Annotated in this window: 12 protein-coding genes; 4 read left to right on the forward strand and 8 right to left on the reverse strand. The window is 38.5% G+C overall.

Features of this window, described 5'->3' with window-relative positions; all coding sequences use genetic code 11:
• Nucleotides 1-122 precede the first annotated feature (122 nt).
• Together ACFILZ_RS00385 and ACFILZ_RS00390 are read left to right on the forward strand one after the other, a co-directional pair.
• On the forward strand, nt 123-1,220 hold the full coding sequence (locus tag ACFILZ_RS00385) for a carboxynorspermidine decarboxylase (RefSeq protein ID WP_375606224.1): 1,098 nt from the start codon (nt 123-125) through the stop codon (nt 1,218-1,220).
• A 54-nt stretch (nt 1,221-1,274) separates the two neighbouring features.
• Nucleotides 1,275-2,513 (forward strand): saccharopine dehydrogenase NADP-binding domain-containing protein, encoded by a 1,239-nt coding sequence (locus ACFILZ_RS00390; RefSeq protein WP_375609972.1) that lies wholly within the window; start codon nt 1,275-1,277, stop codon nt 2,511-2,513.
• Between the two features lie 1,128 nt (nt 2,514-3,641).
• Here ACFILZ_RS00390 and lpdA read toward each other — a convergent pair.
• From lpdA to ACFILZ_RS00430, 8 genes are all read right to left on the reverse strand, one after another.
• Nucleotides 3,642-5,048: a dihydrolipoyl dehydrogenase gene (lpdA, locus tag ACFILZ_RS00395; RefSeq protein ID WP_375606075.1), complete on the reverse strand. Its 1,407-nt coding sequence runs from the start codon at nt 5,046-5,048 to the stop codon at nt 3,642-3,644.
• Nucleotides 5,049-5,079: 31 nt separating this feature from the next.
• Complete coding sequence (gene odhB / locus ACFILZ_RS00400) at nt 5,080-6,291, reverse strand: 2-oxoglutarate dehydrogenase complex dihydrolipoyllysine-residue succinyltransferase (RefSeq protein WP_375609973.1); 1,212 nt, start codon at nt 6,289-6,291, stop codon at nt 5,080-5,082.
• A 32-nt stretch (nt 6,292-6,323) separates the two neighbouring features.
• Nucleotides 6,324-9,323 carry a 2-oxoglutarate dehydrogenase E1 component gene (locus tag ACFILZ_RS00405; protein WP_375606077.1) on the reverse strand — a complete coding sequence of 1,000 codons (3,000 nt, stop codon included), beginning with the start codon at nt 9,321-9,323 and terminating at the stop codon, nt 6,324-6,326.
• A 170-nt stretch (nt 9,324-9,493) separates the two neighbouring features.
• Complete coding sequence (gene sucD / locus ACFILZ_RS00410; protein ID WP_375606078.1) at nt 9,494-10,396, reverse strand: succinate--CoA ligase subunit alpha; 903 nt, start codon at nt 10,394-10,396, stop codon at nt 9,494-9,496.
• Nucleotides 10,397-10,399: 3 nt separating this feature from the next.
• Nucleotides 10,400-11,596 carry an ADP-forming succinate--CoA ligase subunit beta gene (gene sucC, locus ACFILZ_RS00415; protein ID WP_375606079.1) on the reverse strand — a complete coding sequence of 399 codons (1,197 nt, stop codon included), beginning with the start codon at nt 11,594-11,596 and terminating at the stop codon, nt 10,400-10,402.
• A 91-nt stretch (nt 11,597-11,687) separates the two neighbouring features.
• Nucleotides 11,688-12,650: a malate dehydrogenase gene (mdh, locus tag ACFILZ_RS00420; protein ID WP_375609974.1), complete on the reverse strand. Its 963-nt coding sequence runs from the start codon at nt 12,648-12,650 to the stop codon at nt 11,688-11,690.
• A gap of 288 nt (nt 12,651-12,938) precedes the next feature.
• Nucleotides 12,939-14,138 carry a cell division protein ZapE gene (gene zapE, locus ACFILZ_RS00425; protein ID WP_375606081.1) on the reverse strand — a complete coding sequence of 400 codons (1,200 nt, stop codon included), beginning with the start codon at nt 14,136-14,138 and terminating at the stop codon, nt 12,939-12,941.
• Between the two features lie 98 nt (nt 14,139-14,236).
• Nucleotides 14,237-14,782, reverse strand: coding sequence for an AprI/Inh family metalloprotease inhibitor (locus tag ACFILZ_RS00430; RefSeq protein WP_375606082.1), 546 nt, complete (start codon nt 14,780-14,782; stop codon nt 14,237-14,239).
• A gap of 226 nt (nt 14,783-15,008) precedes the next feature.
• Here ACFILZ_RS00430 and dapF point away from each other — a divergent pair, with 226 nt between their 5' ends.
• Together dapF and mtaB are read left to right on the forward strand one after the other, a co-directional pair.
• On the forward strand, nt 15,009-15,860 hold the full coding sequence (gene dapF / locus ACFILZ_RS00435; RefSeq protein WP_375609975.1) for a diaminopimelate epimerase: 852 nt from the start codon (nt 15,009-15,011) through the stop codon (nt 15,858-15,860).
• Nucleotides 15,860-17,143: a tRNA (N(6)-L-threonylcarbamoyladenosine(37)-C(2))-methylthiotransferase MtaB gene (gene mtaB / locus ACFILZ_RS00440; protein WP_375609976.1), complete on the forward strand. Its 1,284-nt coding sequence runs from the start codon at nt 15,860-15,862 to the stop codon at nt 17,141-17,143. Before dapF ends, mtaB begins: the two co-directional genes overlap by 1 nt.
• Nucleotides 17,144-17,145: the final 2 nt, after the last annotated feature.

Raw genomic sequence — 17,145 nt, forward strand, 5'->3', positions numbered from 1 at the left:
TTCTCTTGCTAGACAGAAACAGATTCTTTTCTTAAGACTCTTTTTTCTTGAGACATTCTGTTACTCTTTGTACTAAACGTTGATCTTGGCAATAAGATCCTTCAAAAAAGAATGAATAAATGATGATAAAAACCCCCTATTATCTTATAGACAAATCGAAACTCATCAAAAATATGCAAACAATTTCTCGTTTACGGGAAATGTCCAGAGCTAAAATTTTACTTGCTTTAAAATGTTTTGCCACATGGAGTGTTTTTGATTTAATGTCTGAGTTCATGGATGGAACCACATCATCATCCCTTTATGAACTACGTTTAGGAAGAGAAAAATTTGGCAAAGAAACCCATGCTTATTCAGTGGCTTGGGCAGATAATGAAATTGATGAAGCCTGTGGTTATGCAGATAAAATCATCTTTAATTCCATCCAACAGCTCCAACGCTTTTCTGATGCAACAAAAACCATTCAAAGAGGTTTAAGGTTAAACCCAGGAATCAGTGCATCAAATTTTGATCTTGCCAATCCATCCCGCCCTTTTAGCCGCTTAGGAGAAACAAACCAAAGCGCTATTAAAGAAGTTCTGCCTCTTATCAACGGATTGATGATCCATAACAATTGTGAAAATGCTGACTTTAATCTTTTTAACCAAATGCTTGGATATATGGAAGAAAAATTTGCAGAACTTTTTTCTGCTGTTGACTGGATAAGCCTTGGCGGCGGAATCCATTTTACGGCTGAGAATTACCCTCTAGAAGCTTTCGCAAAACGCTTAAAACAATTTTCTGAAACCCATGGTGTCACTCTTTTCCTAGAACCAGGAGAAGCTGCTATTACCCAAAGTACCACATTAGAAGTCAGTGTTCTTGACACATTGTATAATGAAAAGAATCTAGCCATCGTTGATAGCTCAATTGAAGCACATATGCTCGATCTTCTCATTTATCGTGAAAATGCTAAATTAGAACCCAATCAAGGACCACACGAAATTATGATTTGTGGAAAATCTTGTCTCGCCGGCGATATTTTTGGAACATTTCAATTTCAAAAACCTCTTAAAATAGGCGATAGACTGTCTTTTCAGGATGCAGCAGGGTATACAATGGTCAAGAAAAACTGGTTTAATGGCGTTACAATGCCTGCTATTGTTCTCAAAGAGTGCGATGGTACATTAATACTTCAACGCCAATTCAGCTATAACGACTATCAGGAAAGCCTTTCATAAAGACCAACCATAAAAACGTCATACAACAGTATTAAAAAGGGAGATGGACCTACAATGAAAAAAAATGTTCTCATTATTGGTGCTGGAGGTGTTGCACAAGTTGTTGCACACAAATGTGCTCAAAACAATGATATTCTTGGTGAAATTCATATTGCTTCACGAACACTCAAAAAATGTGAAGCCATCATTTCTTCTATTAAAGAAAAAAACACAATGAAAGAGCAAGGTGTTCTCAAAAGCTATTCGCTCAATGCCATGAATGTAGAAGAAACTATAAAGCTCATCCAAAAGACCAAATGCGAAATTGTCATTAATGTTGGTTCTGCTTTTCTTAATATGTCTGTTCTTTCAGCTTGTATTGAAACCAAATGCGCTTATATCGATACCGCAATTCATGAAGACCCATTGAAAATTTGTGAAACACCTCCTTGGTATGGAAATTATGAATGGCCTCGGCGTCCAGAATGTGAAAAAGCTGGTATAACCGCTATTTTAGGAGCAGGTTTTGACCCAGGTGTAGTGAATGCTTATGCAGCATTAGCGCGCGATGATTATTTTGATAAAATCACAGATATTGATATTATTGATATTAATGCCGGAAATCATGGACGTTGGTTTGCTACAAATTTTGATCCAGAAATTAACTTCCGTGAATTTACAGGACAAGTATGGTCGTGGCAAAATAAAAAATGGACTTCCAATAAAATGTTTGAAGTCAGCCATGAATGGGATCTTCCCGTTGTGGGAAAACAAAAAGCCTATATGACAGGACATGATGAAATTCATTCACTTTCCAAAAATCTTGATGTAGAGAATGTCCGTTTCTGGATGGGATTTGGTGATCGTTATATCACTGTTTTTACGGTTCTAAAAAATCTTGGTCTCTTATCTGAACAGCCCATTAAGACAGCAGAAGGACAAGAAGTCGTTCCCTTGAAAGTCGTAAAGGCCGTCTTACCCGACCCTTCCTCTCTCGCCCCAGACTACACAGGAAAAACCTGTATTGGAGATCTTATTAAAGGCGAAAAAGATGGAAAACCGAGAGAAATTTTTATCTATAATATAGCCGATCACAAACAAGCTTTTCATGAAACTGGGGCACAAGGCATTTCCTATACGGCTGGTGTACCAGCAGCCGCAACAGCTCTTCTTATTGCCACAGGTGAATGGGATGTTAAAACTATGGTCAATGTGGAAGAGTTACCACCCCACCCTTTCCTTAAATATCTTGATCATATGGGGCTTCCCACTTTTATAAGAGAACAACAAGAGGATAAAAAATTACAATTTTAATACCTATAGAAAGCATATGCTTAATTTTTTAAGTTATCATAAAACTGCCCAATGAAAACAAACTTAATATTCTCGTGTAATTATGGTTTTCAAAAAAATTTTAGCTATTCGTTATGTTTTGGCAACATTGCGATTTCTTAACAACCGTAAAGAAGAGACATAGCATCTTTTTAAGACATAGCGAGCAATGATCAAGAAAAACAGAGAAGAAAAAACTAATTTAATCACACTGTATAACTTGTCATTATCATCAAAAAGATAGTGTCATAAACAAAAGATATAAAAATACCGCTCTTTTAAAGAAGAGCGGTATTTTGTAGAATATTCAATTCCTCCCTTCTTCATCTTAAATGACAAAGATCCTTAACCTATACCAATCATTAAACAATTCAATTTCTTCGGGTGAATGAATTCCTCTTGGCTTCCCTTTTCATATGATTCATCATCATATATAACATGTTGATTCATAACGCTGAATACTGTAAAATTCTCTTAATCACAAACTCTCTCACATTGAAGCAATTAAAATCTTTTTTCTGCACATCACAAACAAAGCGAGCGTGTGAGGTAAAATGATAAAAGAACAGAATAAAAATTCTCTTATGAAAACTCTCAAATAATAAAAAGCTTTAGCAATATTGAGAACTGAAAAAGTGTATTATCAATGTCAGCGTGTACTTTTACTAAACATAAAGATGATGGTGCACAATAGGTCTTATAACAGTTTGAATGAATTTCATATATTTCAAGAGAAACTTTACAGCTATACCATTCACGAGCACCATTGCGAAGTAGATTTGGGCATTTTGAGAGATGTTTTCTTAACACAAAGCACGCAGATAGGCTCAGAATCCTATCTTAAATATTTTATAACAGTATAAAAACTACCCCATATATAAAACTTTACATAGACTAAACACCACCTCTCTAAACGATAGTGCACAACAGAATAATCAATCAAAACTGCACAACAGATATCTAAAACAGTAATTATCGAAAAGCATACAACAAACGGAACACTTCAATACAATTGGTTATATTCTTTTTTAAAGTTTTAAAATGTTGTTGCATGCTTCACAAATATTTTCTGCCCCCCGTACCTTTTAAAATTTACTTTTTAAAAGCTTTTTAAATATGAAGTGGTTTAGCAAATGTTGCCAAAGCTGCCTCACGCACAGCTTCTGATAAGGTAGGATGTGCATGGCAACAACGTCCCAGATCTTCTGATGAACCACCAAATTCCATTAAAACTGCAATTTCATGGATCATTTCACCAGCACCAAATCCAAGAATATGCCCCCCTAATACCCGATCTGTTTTTTTATCAGAAAGGATTTTAACAAACCCATCACTCTTTTGCATTGCACGTGCACGACCATTGGCCATAAAAGGAAATTTGCCAACATTATATTCAATGCCAGCAGTTTTTAGCTCTTCTTCTGTCCTTCCTACACTCGCAATTTCCGGCTGTGTATAAACAACACTAGGAATAACATCAAAATTAACATGCCCTTTTTGACCTGCCAAAATTTCTGCCACAGCAACGCCTTCTTCCTCTGCTTTATGTGCTAGCATTGGTCCTTTTACAACATCACCAATCGCATAAATTCCTGGAACATTCGTCTGCCAATGAGCATCAATTGCAATAAATCCGCGTTCATCTAACTGAATACCAACCTCTTGTAAGCCAAGCCCCTCTGTATAAGGAGAACGTCCAGTAGCAATAAGCACAACATCAGCCTCTAAAGTTTCAGATTCACCACCTTTGACAGATTCAAAGCTCACCTGAGCAGTTGAGCCAGATTGTGTAACAGCTGTTACCTTTGCACCCGTTTTATATTCAATCCCCTGTTTTTCCATTAACTTCTGAAATTGCCGTGAAACTTCACCATCCATTGAGCCCAAAACTTTATTAAGATACTCAATAATGGTCACCTTAGCACCTAAACGGCTCCAAACTGATCCAAGTTCTGAACCAATGACACCAGCACCCACGACAATCATATGCGTTGGTACTTTTTCAAGTGAAAGAGCTCCCGTAGAAGAAACAATAGTCTTTTCATCAATTTCAACATTCACTCCTGGAATGCCTGAACTCTCTGAACCGGTAGCAATAATAATATTTTTTGTTTCAATTGTTTGTTTATTACCATCTCTGGCAACAACTTCCACATGACCCGCACTCAAAATTTTGGCTGTCCCAAAAAAAGTATCAACTTTATTTTTTTTCATCAAAAAAGAAACACCACTCGTATTGGCCGTCACCACAGCTTTCTTATGAACCATCATTTGTTCAAGATTAAGCTTAGATTTACCAATAGAAATACCAAGCGTTTCAAAACCATGTTGGGTTTCAGAAAACACTTCTGAAGCATGCAACAACGCTTTAGAAGGAATACAACCAACGTTGAGACATGTTCCTCCTAATGTTGTACGCTTTTCAATAATTGCTACTTTAAGTCCCAGTTGCGCCGCCTTTATTGCTGCTACATAACCACCTGGACCCGCTCCGATCACAGCCACATCATAAGACATCCGTTTCTCCTTTCATCCTGAAAACTGTATTTTACAAATCAAGAACAAGGCGTTCCGGATCTTCTAAGCTTTCCTTAACACGCACAAGGAAAGTCACAGCTTCTTGCCCATCCACAATACGGTGATCATAAGAAAGCGCTAAATACATCATGGGGCGGATCACAACTTGACCCTCAACAACCATTGCTCGCTCTTTAATCGCATGCATTCCCAAAATACCAGATTGTGGTGCATTCAAAATCGGTGTTGACATCAACGATCCATACACACCACCATTGGTAATGGTAAAAGTTCCGCCCTGCATATCAGAAACGGCTAATTTTCCATCACGCGCAAGACGCCCCAAACGACCAATCTCTTTTTCAATCTCTGCCAATGACATTTGATCTGCATCTCGCACCACTGGGACAACAAGTCCTTTATCCGTTCCAACAGCAATTCCAACATTGACATAGTTTTTGTAAACAATATCTGTCCCATCAATCTCTGCATTAACAGCAGGAAGTTCTTTTAATGCATGACAAACAGCCTTAGTAAAAAACCCCATAAAACCAAGCTTAACACCATGTTTCTTTTCAAAAAGATCCTTATACCGCTTGCGCAAATCCATCACCGCTGACATATCAACCTCATTAAATGTGGTTAACATTGCTGCTACATTTTGTGCATCTTTAAGACGGCGAGCAATTGTTTGACGCAATTTCGTCATACGAACCCGCTCTTCACGTGTTTCTTGGACAGGAGTTGCCGAAGAACTCGTCGCAGAAGAAGAGGGTGTAGGAGCATTTGTACTTTGTTTTAATCCACCAAGAACATCTTCTTTAAGAATTTGTCCGCGTTTTCCAGAACCTGAAATATCGCTTTTTGCAACATTATTTTCAGCCATCAATTTTGCTGCTGAAGGAGAAGGAGGCATTGCACTGCTCAAAGCAGGCTTCTCCGATTCAGATGAAGCAACTGGAACAGGTGCAGCAGAAGACGAAAATGATTGGGAGACACCAGCTTCGCCAGCTTTCACCACTCCTAAAAGAGCATTTACTTCAACCGTATCGCCTTCTTTTGCAATGATTTCAGATAATTTCCCAGCAACAGGAGAAGGAACTTCAACGGTTACCTTATCAGTTTCTAATTCAACCAAAGGCTCATCCATAGCGACAGCTTCGCCAAGTTTTTTAAACCATTTGCCAACCGTTGCTTCGGTAACCGATTCGCCCAAAGTAGGAACACGAATTTCAGTAGTCATAATATTTTTCCATACATCAGAGTAGTAATAAATTAAGAACCTAACGCGTCTTTAAGAAACGCAGCCAGTTGTTCAAGGTGTTTCACCATTAACCCAGAGGCCGGTGACGCACTCGCAGGACGTCCTGCATAACGAGCACGTGAATATTGCGCATTAATATGCGTCAAAACCCATTCCAAATAAGGCTCAATAAATGACCAAGCCCCCATGTTTTTTGGTTCCTCTTGGCACCAAAAAACTTCCGCCTGCAAAAAGCGCGACAACACATTCACCAAAACTTTTGCAGGGAAAGGATAAAGCTGTTCAATACGAAGGAGATAAACATCATCAATACCCTTTTTTTCACGTTCTTCATAAAGGTCGTAATAAACCTTACCAGTACAAAGAACGACACGGCGAATCTTATTATCTTTTTGCAACTTAATGACAGAATCTTTGAGACATTCTGCATCATCAAGTAACACACGACAAAAACTTGTTTCTGGCCCCATTTCATTGAGAAGAGAAACAGCTCGCTTATGACGTAAAAGTGATTTCGGTGTCATCAAAATCAATGGCTTACGGAAATCACGCTTAATTTGTCGACGCAAAATATGAAAATAATTTGCAGGGGTTGTACAATTAGCAACCTGCATATTATCTTCCGCACAAAGTTGAAGAAACCGTTCTAAACGTGCAGAAGAATGCTCCGGCCCTTGCCCTTCAAAACCATGAGGCAATAAACACACAAGACCAGACATACGAAGCCACTTACGCTCTGCGGATGAAATAAATTGATCAAAAATGACCTGTGCACCATTAGAAAAATCACCAAATTGTGCTTCCCAAAGTGTTAATCCTCGTGGTTCAGCAAGAGAATATCCATATTCAAAACCAAGAACAGCTTCTTCAGAAAGCATAGAATTAACAACGTCATAAAGTGCTTGCCCCTTTTGTAAATGATTCAAAGGAATATAACGCGCCTCATTTTCTTGGTCATAAAGAACTGAATGACGTTGTGAAAAAGTTCCTCGCTCAACATCTTCACCGGAAAGACGAACCGGTGCTCCTTCCAAACAAAGTGAACCAAAAGCTAAAGCTTCAGCAGTTGCCCAGTCAACACCCTCACCGGTTTCAAAAATTTTAGCACGATTATTTAAAAAACGTTGAATGGTTTTGTGAACGTGAAAATCTGCTGGAATTTCAACAATTTTCTGACCAATTTCCTTTAAAGTTTTTAATTCAACACCAGTTGTTCTAGAATGCTGCTCATCAGAACTACTAAAAGCCTTGAGTCCCGTCCAGCTTCCATCAAGCCAATCAGCCTTATTAGGTTTGTAAGAAGCACTTGCTTCAAGTTCACCTTCAAGCTTATCGCGCCATAATTTTTTTTGTTGCTCAATCTCTTCTGAAGTAACCATTCCTTCTTCTACCAATTGGTCACTATAAAGTTGAAGTGTTGTTTTATGATTACGTATTGCTTTATACATAAGCGGCTGCGTAAAGGAAGGTTCATCACCTTCATTATGCCCATAACGGCGATAACAAAACATATCAATAACCACTGGTTTATGAAAAATTTGGCGAAACTCTGTTGCTATTTTGGCAACAAAAACAACTGCCTCAGGATCATCACCATTCACATGGAAAATTGGTGCGTCAATCATTTTTGCGACATCTGATGGATAAGGCGAAGAACGTGAAAAACGTGGGGATGTTGTAAAACCAATCTGGTTATTGATAATAACATGAAGTGAGCCCGCAACACGATAACCTTTAAGACCTGAAAGACCAAAAGTTTCTTGGATAACGCCTTGTCCTGCAAAAGCAGCATCACCATGAATAAGCAATGGCATCACTTTTGAACGCTCACTTAATGGGAGTAAATCAGTATGCGCAGGTCCCATAAGTTGATCTTGTTTAGCACGTGCTTTTCCCATAACAACCGGATCAACAATCTCAAGATGAGATGGATTGGCCAACAGCGATAAATGAACTTTTTTACCATCAAAGTCCAGATCAGCGGTAGTTCCCAAATGATATTTGACATCACCGGATCCCTCCACATCATCAGGCTTGTAAGATCCCCCTTTGAATTCATGAAAAATAGCCCTATGCGGTTTGGCAAGAACTTGTGAAAGAACATTTAAACGACCACGATGTGCCATTCCTAAAATAACTTCCCTAACCCCCAAAGCACTACCACATTTGATAATCTGTTCAAGAGCGGGAATCAGCGCCTCACCACCATCGAGTCCAAAACGCTTTGTACCTTTATATTTAGTGTCTAAAAACTGTTCGAATCCCTCTGCCTGAATAAGCTTATTCAGAATAGCTTTCTTGTCTTGTTGTGTGAAAGAATTTTTTTTATCTCGCCCTTCAATGCGTTCTTGAAGCCATACTTTCTGAACCGGATCAGAAACATGCATATATTCCACACCGATTGTTGAACAATAGGTACGATTGAGAATCTCAAGCATTTGCGGAATAGTTGCATATTCCAACCCTAAAACATTATCAATAAAAATGGGACGCTCGTAATCAGCTGGAGTAAAACCATAAGCTTCTGGAGAAAGTTCTTTATAATCTTCTTGTTTTTCGGCCAATTGAAGAGGGTCAAGTTGTGCATGAAGATGTCCCCGTTCTCGAAACGCACGAATCATCATAATTGCATGAACAGAATCACGTGTTGCACGAATAATATCTTGTTCACTGGAAGTTTTTCCCTTTTGTGCAACACCTGTTATTGCTTTTTCCTTTAATTTATCGCCAAAATATTTTTCAAGAGAAGACCAATCACCATCAAGAGCAGAAATCAATTCACCCTCTGCTTTTAATGGCCAATGATCACGCTGCCATGTTGCTCCTTCAGCATTTTTAAGAACATCTTCTTTGTTATCATGAAGTCCTTCAAAAAAAGCACGCCACTGTGAATCAACACTGGTAGGATCTTTTTCATATTGAGCATAAAGTTGATCTATATAATCCGCATTCCCACCATAAAGAAATGATGTCTGTGCAAAAAGGCTATTTATTTCGTCCTGCCTTGCCATATACTTCTCCGGAACATTTATTCCGTCTCCTTATATCTCATATCTCTTTTTGATCTTTAAATGCTTACAAACAAGCAGTGATCGAACATTCAAAAAAGTTTTACCTTATTTATACTCAAGCTTTTTCACCTGAATCTAAGAACCTTTTCTTATTCAGGTGAAACTTTCTTTTAGCCTTTCAAAACTGACATCAAAGTCTTACCTATCTGTGATGGCGAAGAAGACACACGAATCCCTGCTGATTCCATTGCCGCAATTTTATCTTCTGCTCCACCTTTACCACCAGAAATAACAGCACCAGCATGTCCCATTGTGCGTCCTGGAGGAGCCGTACGGCCAGCAATAAAGCCAACAACTGGCTTTTTACGACCTTTTCTTGCTTCATCTTGCAGAAACTGTGCTGCTTCTTCTTCAGCAGAACCACCAATCTCACCAATCATAACAATAGACTCGGTTTCATCATCCGCTAAAAACATTTCCAACACATCAATAAATTCAGTACCCTTAACAGGATCGCCACCAATCCCTATAGCAGTTGTTTGCCCGAGACCTTCCTGACTCGTTTGAAAAACGGCTTCATAAGTTAAAGTTCCCGACCTCGAGACAACGCCAACAGAACCTTTTCTAAAAATAGAACCAGGCATAATACCAATTTTACATTCATTTGGTGTAAGAATACCGGGACAATTAGGACCAACAAGACGCGACTTTGAGTTTTCTAATCGCGCCTTTACTTTCACCATATCCATAACGGGAATACCTTCCGTAATACAGATAATTAAACGAACTTCAGCTTCAATAGCCTCTATAATAGCTGCCGCAGCCCCTGCAGGAGGAACATAAATAACAGAAGCATCCGCGCCTGTTTTTTCTTTTGCTTCTGCAACATTAGCAAAAATAGGAAGAGTTTCGCCTTTTGAACCCTCCCATGTTTCTCCACCCTTTTTAGGATTAACGCCACCAACCATTTGCGTACCATGATAAGCAAGCGCCTGTTCTGTATGAAATGTTCCTGTTTTTCCTGTAAGCCCTTGAACGAGAACTTTTGTCTCTTTATTCACAAGAATCGACATAACTTAAGCTCCCTTCACGGCTGCAACAATTTTTTGGGCAGCATCATCTAAATCATCAGCAGGAATAACATTCAAACCACTCTCATTGATAATTGCTTTACCTTGCTCAACATTAGTACCTTCAAGACGAACAACCAAGGGAACCTTTAAACCAACCTCACGAACAGCAGCAACCACACCTTCAGCAATGACATCACAACGCATAATACCACCAAAAATGTTAACCAAAATGCCCTTAACATTCGGATCGGCCGTAATAATTTTAAAAGCAGCTGTCACTTTTTCTTTTGATGCTCCACCACCAACATCCAAAAAATTCGCTGGCTCTGCTCCATAAAGCTTAATGATATCCATTGTTGCCATAGCAAGCCCAGCACCATTAACCATGCAACCAATCGTACCCTCAAGAGCAACATAAGCAAGATCATGCTTTGATGCTTCTATTTCCTTTGGATCTTCTTCTGAAAGATCGCGCAATTCTAAAATATCTGGATGACGAAACAGAGCATTATTATCAAAAGAAACTTTTGCATCAAGAACGCGCAAGTGACCATCTTTCATCACAATAAGCGGATTGATTTCTAAAAGGCTCATATCTTTTTCACAAAATGCCTTATAGAGAATCGGAAAAAGCTTTTCACCATCTTCTCGCGCACTACTTTGTAGTTCCAACGCATCACAAAGTCTTGCACTATCAGCAGAAGTAACACCCTCTACAGCATCAATGGGAAGCGTGAATATTTTTTCTGGTGTCTCTTCAGCAACCGTTTCAATATCCATTCCACCTTCTGTTGAAACAACAAAAGCAATTCGACCAACGCTACGGTCAACCAAAAGTGAAAGATAAAGCTCCCGTTCAATATCGGCACCATCTTCAATATAAAGGCGGTTGACCTGCTTACCCTCTGGACCAGTTTGTTTGGTTACCAAAGTTTTTCCAAGCATTTCTTGAACATTTGCAACAACTTCTTCAACAGATTTTGCAAGCCGAACACCACCCTTTGCATCAGGACCAAGTTCTTTAAACTTACCCTTACCACGACCACCAGCGTGTATCTGACTTTTAACCACATAGAGAGATCCGGGTAATTTTTCCGCCCATTTTTCAGCTTGCTCTACAGAATAAACAGCGACACCATTTGCAATTGGTGCTCCATATTCATGAAGCAGACGTTTGGCCTGATACTCATGGATATTCATGCATTTGTCCTTTTCTTTTATGGATTATTATTAGTCCTAAAGTTATAATATTCTAAATACTTTAATTTTAATGAACAAAATCCTGTTCAATTTACTTGAGGCTAGGCACAAGAGCAATACAAGCTTCACAAAGCTTTTTAACCGCATTTACTGAATAATCAAAAGCACCTCTTTCTTCTTTATCAAGATCAATTTCAATGACTCGTTCAACACCACCTGCACCAAGTACAACAGGTACCCCAACATAGGTATCATTAACCCCATATTCCCCTGAAAGATAGGCTGCAACAGGCATAACACGCTTAGTATCCTTTAAGTAGGCCTCAGCCATAGAAACAGCAGAAGCTGCTGGTGCATAATAAGCAGAACCTGTTTTTAACAAACTAACAATCTCTGCACCACCATCACGGGTACGTTGAATAATTTGATCAATTTTTTCCTGTGTTGTCCAACCCATTTTAACAAGATCAGGCAAAGAAATACCACCAACTGTTGAATAACGCACCAAAGGCACCATTGAATCACCATGCCCACCTAAAACAAAAGCTGTCACATCTTTGACAGAGACTTTAAGTTCTTCAGATAAAAAGTAACGAAAACGCGCTGAATCCAGAATACCAGCCATACCAACCACTTTATGCACTGGAAGACCTGAAAATTTCTGCAATGCCCATACCATTACATCAAGGGGATTTGTAACACAAATAACAAAAGCTGAAGGTGCATATTTTTTAATTCCAGCACCAACTTGTTCCATAACTTTTAGATTAACACCCAAAAGATCATCACGGCTCATACCAGGTTTCCGTGCAACCCCTGCTGTTACAATAACAACATCAGCACCTTCAATTGCATCATAGGCATTTGCCCCTTTTAAATGAACATCGAAACCATCAACAGGTGAAGACTCAGCAATATCAAGAGCTTTACCCTGTGGTACACCTTCTGCAATATCAAATAAGATAACATCACCAAGCTCTTTAAGCCCAATAATATGTGCCAAAGTACCACCAATCATACCTGAACCAATGAGAGCTATTTTTTTTCGTGCCATTTTATTTTTTCCTAACTTTTAGACAATCCAGCGCACACTCATTTGCGTCCGTATACTGAATATTTTTGACTTCAACCATATTTAAACAATATCATAAAAAGGAGTAAAGCAATGAAATTTACAAATTTCTCTCTTCACAAAAACAATAACCCTCCGCACAAACAACTATTAGAAAATTATCATGATGTATCGATAAAGTGAATTTAAAAAAAATACAACAGAATTATTGCATATCTTTAATTTCAAAGAGTTATTATTTTTACAGTTTACGTAAAGGTAAAAGTATAATCAATGCTTCTTCTTCAAAAGAAAATGTTCTTCCCAAAGTTTCAAATAATCGTGACTTTGCATTTCAAAAAGACGTGACTGTGTTCTTTGAAACTCAAATGTTTCCGTGATCTGCGCATGCCCCTTATACAAATGCTCCACATCTGCTGCTGCAGACATAAATAATCGTATGTGGCGCTCATAAAGAGTATCAATGAGCAAAATAAACCGTTTTGTTTCATTGCGACATGTATCATCCATAACCGGTACATTATCGATAAAAATCGTATGATAACGCTCGCCTAATACCAAATACTCAGCCGCGGCCAAAGGCTGTACACACAAATCTCGATAATCAAAGCGTGCACATCCCGCACCAAAACGCGGAATAGGAATAAGGCGCCCTTTTATAGAAAACTCATCAGATATCTCCTTATTTCCTTGCAATACAAGTGCCCATGCTTTATCCATGCATTCATCTGCTTTTTTCCCTAAAGGTGTTACATACACGGGCTGTAGATTTGATTTTTCAAGACGATAATCTGTTTTTGCATCAAGATTAACAACACGAACATATGCTTTCAAAACTTGAATAAAAGGCAAAAAGAGTTCGCGATTTAAACCGTTATAATAAAGGTTATCGGGCGCCACATTTGAAGTTGCAATAAAGAAAATTCCTTTATCAAACAAAGCAGAAATAAGCCGCCCCAACACCATAGCATCAGCGATATCTGTTACACTAAATTCATCAAAACAAAGCACCTTTGTTTCTCGTGCAAGATCTTCAGCAACAGCTAAAATAGGATTATCCTGTTTAGATTTTGTATGCCCAGATGCTTGACGATACAAATTAATGCGCTCATGCACATCAGCCATAAAGTCATTAAAATGGGCGCGCTTTTTATGACCTTTCGGCAAACAAGAAAAGAACAAATCCATCAGCATGGTTTTGCCCCGTCCTACTTCACCATAAATATACAGCCCCTGAAAAGATCCATTTTCAGCCCCTTGTTTTGCAACACGAGCAATATTTTGTTTTTTCCTTTTAAGTATTCTTTTTAAAAAAGACAAAAATACCAAAAACCAAGGACGAGAAACATTTTGTTCCTCAATTTTTTTTAATAAATGATCAAAATGCTCTGTTAAAACTAATTGAGCTGGATCAAAACAAACTTCTCCTTTAGAGACCAACTCCTTATAGCGTGTTGAAACGAGAATCATCCAAACAACCTTTTTCAAACCGTTCTCAATGAAAAATACAAATTTTTTTCACGAATCTGTTTCTATAACTTACTTTTTCATAAACGGTCAAAAATGATTTAACGACTTAAAATAACGGGATGATCATCAAGTGTGCGTCCCTCAAAACGATCAACATTTGAAGAATAAAAAACGAGGATAACACGTCCAGAGTTATTATAAAAATATAATCTTTTTCCTTTAACAGCCCACGATCTCACTTGGGAAGCAATTCCTGGACAGTGTAAAGGACCAGCACGGTACCCTTGTCCAAACTTTGTTTGTGGAGTTGCAATCCGGCAAACTTTTCCTCCCATAGAAAGATTCCATACCCCAGCAATACTTGCAGGAAATAAATCAGTGGCATTGCTTGGCAATTCGAGACTAGCCATTCGTCCATCGCTCTGAGAATCTCCTTTTTCATACATCGGAGCGTTTGCATCTTCAGATATCGACGAAGAAGTGGACGACAGATCAGACGCTTCTAATATTGTCATTTGTTGAGATGGATAAAAAACTTCTAATGCGTTACCATCGTCATTACCATCAAACCGTGTTGTTGAACATCCCCCTAAAAACATTACAGTTGATAGTGCAACGAAAAACGAAACTTTTGAAAACGCCATGTCTGTACTCTCTCCCACAGCAATAAATAAGCTTATAAAAAATCAAGTGAATATTTGTTATAGTTACAAAGATAAATTAACAAATGAAAAAAAACAGGATTTAAATTACTTATTTTAAATGAAATAATTTATATACCCAATTTTATATTTATTAAACACTAGAAATTTATAAGATTTTCAGTCATATATCCCTTAATTAAGTAATCATTAGAAATAGAGAAGTTTCATGAAAACGCCATTTAGCAAAATGGACGGTCTTGGAAATCAAATTATTGTTGCGGATATGCGTGAAAGCGCACATGCTTTTACACCACAAGCAATCCTTGCTTTATCGGTAGATCCCGAAATGCATTTTGATCAAATCATGGCTATCCACACACCAACCCAGAAAAAAGCCGACTTCCGCATCGAAATATGGAATGCTGATGGTTCAAAAGCTAAAGCTTGTGGCAATGGTACCCGCTGTGTTATTGCATGGCTCACAGACCGTAATTTTGGTGAAAATTTTCGTTTAGAAACTCCTGCTGGCATTATTGAAGGAAAACGCCAAACCGGCGATCTTATCTCTGTTGATATGGGATGCCCAAATTTCAATGCAAAAGAGATGCCTGTTTCACGTGAAATAGTTGATACCAATCACGTAGAAATTACGGCTGGTCCTCTAAAAGATGCTTGCCTTATATCCATTGGCAATCTCCATGCTATCTTTTTTATTGAAAATGATATTCAACATTTTCCTTTAGAAAAATATGGACCAAAACTTGAACATGATCCCCTGTTTCCCGAACGGTGCAATATTTCCATTGCTTGCATAACGTCAAAGAAAAGTCTAAATTTACGCACATGGGAGAGAGGGGCAGGATTAACACAAGCATGTGGGAGTGCTGCTTGTGCAAGTGCTGTGGCTGCTTATCGTCGTGGACTTACAGAGCGCCATGTTGATGTGAATTTACCAAAGGGAGCTCTTAATATTTTTTACCGAGAAGACGATCATATTATCATGACAGGACCAATAAAATATCAATTTAGTGGTTTTTTAAGCCCTTTAACAGGGTGCTACAAAAAGGATCACTCCTGATGGCAGTAGAAATTGTAACTTTTGGTTGTCGACTCAATAGCTACGAATCGGAAATAATTCGCAAAGAAAGCACTTCTTCAGGGCTAAACCAGCTTAAAGATGGTGCTATTATTTTTAATACCTGCGCTGTCACTGCCGAAGCCGTACGACAAGCAAAACAAGCTATCCGCAAAGCGCGACGTGAAAATCCTCATGCGCGCATCATTGTAACAGGATGTGCAGCCCAAACAGAAGCACAAAATTTTGCCTCAATGACAGAAGTGGATCTCGTTTTAGGAAACGAAGATAAACTTCACGCCCATTCTTATCGTCAACTTCCTGATTTTGGTATTAACCATACCGAAAAGGTGCGTATCAATGATATCATGGAAGTGAAAAAAATTGCTCCACATATGGTTAGTGCAATGCAAGAACGTACCCGCGCTTTTGTACAGGTACAAAACGGATGCGATCACCGCTGTACATTTTGCATTATTCCTTATGGACGTGGACCATCTCGTTCAGTTCCCATGGGTGCTGTCATAGAACAAATTAAAAAGCTGACAGATGTGGGTATTCAAGAAGTGGTCCTTACAGGTGTTGACCTTACAAGTTATGGCCACGATCTTCCTGGAAAAGCTACTCTAGGAAAATTAACTTCAGCTATTTTGCATCATATTCCTGACTTAGCGCGATTACGCCTCTCATCTATTGACTCTATTGAAGCAGATGAAGAACTCATAAATCTTTTAGCCTATGAAAAAAGAATCATGCCCCATTTGCATTTATCTTTGCAAGCAGGTGATAATATGATTTTAAAACGGATGAAACGACGGCATTTGCGTGAACATGCCATTCAATTTTGCCAAGAATTGCATGCCAAACGTCCTACAATGGTTTATGGTGCCGACTTAATTGCTGGTTTTCCTACCGAAACAGAAGAGATGTTTCAAAACAGTCTTGCTTTGATTAAAGAGTGTAATTTAACCCACCTACATGTCTTTCCCTTTAGTCCAAGAGAAGGAACACCTGCCGCACGTATGCCACAAATCAACCGTAGAATAGTGAAAATGCGTGCTGAAAGACTACGTAAAGCAGGTGAGGAAGCTTACCAAAAGCATCTTGCTCATTTAAAAAACAGTCAACAAACAATTCTCGTTGAAAGAGATGAAATCGGACGAACGGAAGATTATACTCTTGTACAAATTAAAGGTGTAAAAGCAGGAACAATTGTTCAAGCCCTTATCGTTGACCATGATGGCGATAAATTAATTGCTGTCCTTCCAAAATTAAACGCTGCTTGAAC

Origin of the sequence: Bartonella sp. AP40SXNS (assembly GCF_042195825.1) — a bacterium.
GTDB lineage: Bacteria > Pseudomonadota > Alphaproteobacteria > Rhizobiales > Rhizobiaceae > Bartonella.

What these genes read in the sequence shown, in the direction of transcription:
- ACFILZ_RS00385 (WP_375606224.1), top strand. Translation starts at nt 123, where the DNA reads ATGATAAAAACCCCCTATTATCTTATAGACAAATCGAAACTCATCAAA.
- ACFILZ_RS00390 (WP_375609972.1), top strand. Translation starts at nt 1,275, where the DNA reads ATGAAAAAAAATGTTCTCATTATTGGTGCTGGAGGTGTTGCACAAGTT.
- lpdA (WP_375606075.1), bottom strand. Translation starts at nt 5,048, where the DNA reads ATGTCTTATGATGTGGCTGTGATCGGAGCGGGTCCAGGTGGTTATGTA.
- odhB (WP_375609973.1), bottom strand. Translation starts at nt 6,291, where the DNA reads ATGACTACTGAAATTCGTGTTCCTACTTTGGGCGAATCGGTTACCGAA.
- ACFILZ_RS00405 (WP_375606077.1), bottom strand. Translation starts at nt 9,323, where the DNA reads ATGGCAAGGCAGGACGAAATAAATAGCCTTTTTGCACAGACATCATTT.
- sucD (WP_375606078.1), bottom strand. Translation starts at nt 10,396, where the DNA reads ATGTCGATTCTTGTGAATAAAGAGACAAAAGTTCTCGTTCAAGGGCTT.
- sucC (WP_375606079.1), bottom strand. Translation starts at nt 11,596, where the DNA reads ATGAATATCCATGAGTATCAGGCCAAACGTCTGCTTCATGAATATGGA.
- mdh (WP_375609974.1), bottom strand. Translation starts at nt 12,650, where the DNA reads ATGGCACGAAAAAAAATAGCTCTCATTGGTTCAGGTATGATTGGTGGT.
- zapE (WP_375606081.1), bottom strand. Translation starts at nt 14,138, where the DNA reads ATGATTCTCGTTTCAACACGCTATAAGGAGTTGGTCTCTAAAGGAGAA.
- ACFILZ_RS00430 (WP_375606082.1), bottom strand. Translation starts at nt 14,782, where the DNA reads ATGGCGTTTTCAAAAGTTTCGTTTTTCGTTGCACTATCAACTGTAATG.
- dapF (WP_375609975.1), top strand. Translation starts at nt 15,009, where the DNA reads ATGAAAACGCCATTTAGCAAAATGGACGGTCTTGGAAATCAAATTATT.
- mtaB (WP_375609976.1), top strand. Translation starts at nt 15,860, where the DNA reads ATGGCAGTAGAAATTGTAACTTTTGGTTGTCGACTCAATAGCTACGAA.